This window comes from Micromonospora sp. NPDC003776, from assembly GCF_053605645.1.
Window position 1 is genome coordinate 1 of sequence record NZ_JBSGJR010000732.1, and the last position, 2,907, is coordinate 2,907.

Below are 2,907 nucleotides of genomic sequence, written 5' to 3' on the forward strand. Positions count from 1 at the left end.
GCCTCCACCAGGTGGCTGCGGCCACCGTCGCGGCGGGGCCGTTAGCCCCGTCGCCCGCTCTCGTCGTCGGACACCGGCTGGCCGGCCGGGCCGTACGGCGACACCTGGCCCTTGGGGACCGGCCGCCCGACGTCGGCATTCGAGCTGCCGCCCTTGCCGTGGGGCCCCCTGCTCCCGGCCTGGGGAATGCCTTCCCGGCTGTCCTGGCTGGTGGCTCCCTTGTCGTTGCGGCGCAGTTCCTCCTGCTGCGGCTTGACCACAGGTCTCTCCCTCCGCGTGGAGCACGCGACGTGGGCCGCGCACCTCATCGGGGTACCCGCCGCCGCGGGCCGCATTCCGGCACCCGGCCCGGCGTCTGGACCCCGGGCGCGGCGGGTACCCCGACGGGATGCCAGACGATCGGAACGTGGCCCGGGTGCTGCTGGACCGGCAGGGCCGCACGTACGCCGAGGAGGCCGGGATCGCGCTCGCCGACCGGCCGGGACCGCTCTACCAGCTGCTGGTGCTCACCACGCTGCTGAGCACCCGGATCCGGGCGTCGGTGGCGCTGGCGGCGGCCCGGGAGCTGTTCGCGGCCGGCTACCGCACCCCGCAGGCGATGGAGGCGGCGAGCTGGCAGGACCGGGTCGATGCCCTGGGCCGGGGCCACTACCGGCGCTACGACGAGCGGACCGCCACCATGCTCGGCACCGGTGCCCGGCTCTGCCTGGACCGGTGGCACGGGGACCTGCGTCGGATGCACAAGGAGGCCGACGGGGACCGGAGCGTGCTGCGTCGGCTGCTCACCGAGTTCCCGGGCATCGGCCCGACCGGGGCGGACATCTTCCTGCGGGAGGCGCAGACCGTGTGGCCGGACGTGCGCCCGTACGCCGACCGGCGGGCCCTGGCCGGGGCGCGGCGGCTGGGCCTGCCGGCGAACCCGAGCGGGCTGGCCGGGCTGGTCGGCGAGGGCGAGTTCGGGCGATTCGCGTCGGCGCTGGTCCGGGTCGCGCTCGACAAGGAGTCGGCGGGCGAGGTCAGCCGGACGGCCGCCGCCCGCTGAGCCGGCGTCGCGGCGTCACTTGGGGGCGGCCGGCTTGGTCAGGTTCCAGGCCAGCGCGGCGGCGAGCAGGGCGAGCAGCACGACCCCGCCGGAGATGCCGCCCTCCCCGCCGTTGTGCCGGTTTCCGGTCACCCCGAAGTAGATGACGGCGAGCCCGGCGAGCACCGTGATGAACGTACGGAATCCTCGGTCCTTCACGCTCCGCACGGTACGACCGGTCAGCACCGGTTCGCGGCGTTTCGCGGCATCTTCCCCCGTCCGGGACGGGCGTCACTCCTCGGGGCAGCCCGCCGCCGGGCCACGCAGCCGCACCCGGCGGATCGCCCGGTCCGCCACCTCGACCACCTCCACGGTCAGCCCGGGCAGGTGCACCTGCTCCCCCGGGCCGGTCGGCACCCGGCCGAGACCCGCCAGGACCAGCCCGGCCACGGTGGTGTAGTCCCGGGACAGCGGGAAGGTGACCCGGACCCCGGCGTCGGGCAGGTCGTACAGCGGGAAGTCCCCCGGCAGCAGCAGCGCCCCGTCCGGCTCCCGGACCGCCCGGCGCACCTCCGGGTCGCTCTCGTCGTACAGCTCGCCGACGACCTCCTCGAGCAGGTCCTCCATGGTGATCAGGCCGTCGATGCCGCCGTACTCGTTGACCATCAGGGCGAGCTGCTCGTGCCGCTGGCGCAGCTGCCGCATGGCGTCGGCGACCGGCAGGGTGGCCGGCAGCAGCAGCGGCGGGCGGGACCGCTGCCCCGTGCTCGCACCGTCGGCCTCGACCAGGTCGCGGATGTGCACCACCCCCCGGACGTCGTCCAGCCCGCCCGGGCCGACCACCGGCGCCCGGGACCGACCGGCGGCGACCAGCCGGCGGATCGCGTCGGCCGCCGGCAGCGACGCCGGCAGGACGGTCACGTCGCGGCGGGTCACGAGGATCTCCCGCAGGGTACGGCCGGCGATGTCGAACGCCCCGGCGAGGATCTCCCGCTGCTGCGCCGACAACCCCCGCTGGCTGACCAGCAGCTCGCGCAGCTCCTCCTCGGTCATCTCCTGCCGGCTGGCCCGGGGATCCCCGCCGGCCAGCCGGACCAGCACGTCGGTGGCCCGGCTCAGCAGCCACACCGCCGGTCGGGACACCCGGGCCAGCACGTCTAGCGGTCGGGCGGCGAGCAGCGACCAGCGTTCCGCCGACTGCATGGCGAGGCGCTTGGGGGCCAGTTCCCCGACGACCAGCGTGACGAAGGTCAGCACGATGGTCACCAGCAGCACGGCGACCGGATGGGCGGCCCGGCCGAGGAAACCGAGCAGGTCGGCCAGGGGCTGGGCCAGGGACACCGCCGCGGCGGCGGAGGCGAGGAAGCCGGCCAGCGTGATGCCGAGCTGGATGGTGGCCAGGAACCGGTTCGGCTCGCGGGCCAGCCGGACCAGCCGCGCGCCCGACCGCCCGGCCCGGGCCATCCGCCGCAGCTGCCCCTCGCGCAGCGTCACCAGCGCCATCTCGCTGCCGGACAGGGCCGCGTTGACCAGCACCAGGACCAGGACCAGGACCAGCTGGCCGGCCATCAGTCGTTCTCCAGGTCGTCCAGCGAGATCGCGTGGGTCATCAGCCACCGGGCCAGCGCCGCCATGCCGAACAGCCACAGCGGCGCCGACTCGGTGGTCCCGTTCGTGGCGAAGATGGCGAACCGCAGGTCCGGTGCCCGGTACGCCTCGATCCGCCATCGGTGGTTCTTGTCCCGCCAGACCGCGGAAGGGTCCATGGCGTCACCGTAGGTGACTTGGCGCGACCGCCGACGCCGGTTCGCCTCAGCCGGGCGGGGCCACCACCTCGCGGGCGTCGTCCGGGAGCCGGCGGGTGGCGCCGCGCCGGTCCAGCAGCT

At 75.4% G+C, this 2,907-nt stretch carries 5 protein-coding genes; 1 reads left to right on the forward strand and 4 read right to left on the reverse strand.

The genetic code is table 11. The annotated features are described in order from the left end of the window. Positions 1–41 precede the first annotated feature (41 nt). Positions 42–260: a hypothetical protein gene (locus ACWEVO_RS34100; protein WP_452311532.1), complete on the reverse strand. Its 219-nt coding sequence runs from the start codon at positions 258–260 to the stop codon at positions 42–44. Between the two features lie 128 nt (positions 261–388). Between ACWEVO_RS34100 and ACWEVO_RS34105 the strand changes: the two genes are divergently transcribed. After that, on the forward strand, positions 389–1,042 hold the full coding sequence (locus ACWEVO_RS34105; protein WP_452311533.1) for a hypothetical protein: 654 nt from the start codon (positions 389–391) through the stop codon (positions 1,040–1,042). A 15-nt stretch (positions 1,043–1,057) separates the two neighbouring features. Here the strand turns inward: ACWEVO_RS34105 and ACWEVO_RS34110 are convergent, their stop codons facing one another. The 3 genes from ACWEVO_RS34110 to ACWEVO_RS34120 all read right to left on the reverse strand — a co-directional run bounded on the left by ACWEVO_RS34110 (position 1,058) and on the right by ACWEVO_RS34120 (position 2,787). Continuing rightward, complete coding sequence (locus ACWEVO_RS34110) at positions 1,058–1,240, reverse strand: hypothetical protein (protein WP_452311534.1); 183 nt, start codon at positions 1,238–1,240, stop codon at positions 1,058–1,060. Between the two features lie 72 nt (positions 1,241–1,312). Continuing rightward, positions 1,313–2,590, reverse strand: a complete 1,278-nt coding sequence (locus ACWEVO_RS34115; RefSeq protein ID WP_452311535.1) for a hemolysin family protein — start codon at positions 2,588–2,590, stop codon at positions 1,313–1,315. Further along, on the reverse strand, positions 2,590–2,787 hold the full coding sequence (locus ACWEVO_RS34120; protein WP_109944258.1) for a hypothetical protein: 198 nt from the start codon (positions 2,785–2,787) through the stop codon (positions 2,590–2,592). The genes ACWEVO_RS34115 and ACWEVO_RS34120 overlap by 1 nt, the downstream gene beginning before the upstream one ends. Between the last annotated feature and the right edge of the window lie 120 nt (positions 2,788–2,907).

Excerpts from the sequence above, each read along its gene's own strand:
- ACWEVO_RS34105 (WP_452311533.1), top strand. The coding sequence starts at position 389 with ATGCCAGACGATCGGAACGTGGCCCGGGTGCTGCTGGACCGGCAGGGC.
- ACWEVO_RS34120 (WP_109944258.1), bottom strand. The coding sequence starts at position 2,787 with ATGGACCCTTCCGCGGTCTGGCGGGACAAGAACCACCGATGGCGGATC.
- ACWEVO_RS34115 (WP_452311535.1), bottom strand. The coding sequence starts at position 2,590 with ATGGCCGGCCAGCTGGTCCTGGTCCTGGTCCTGGTGCTGGTCAACGCG.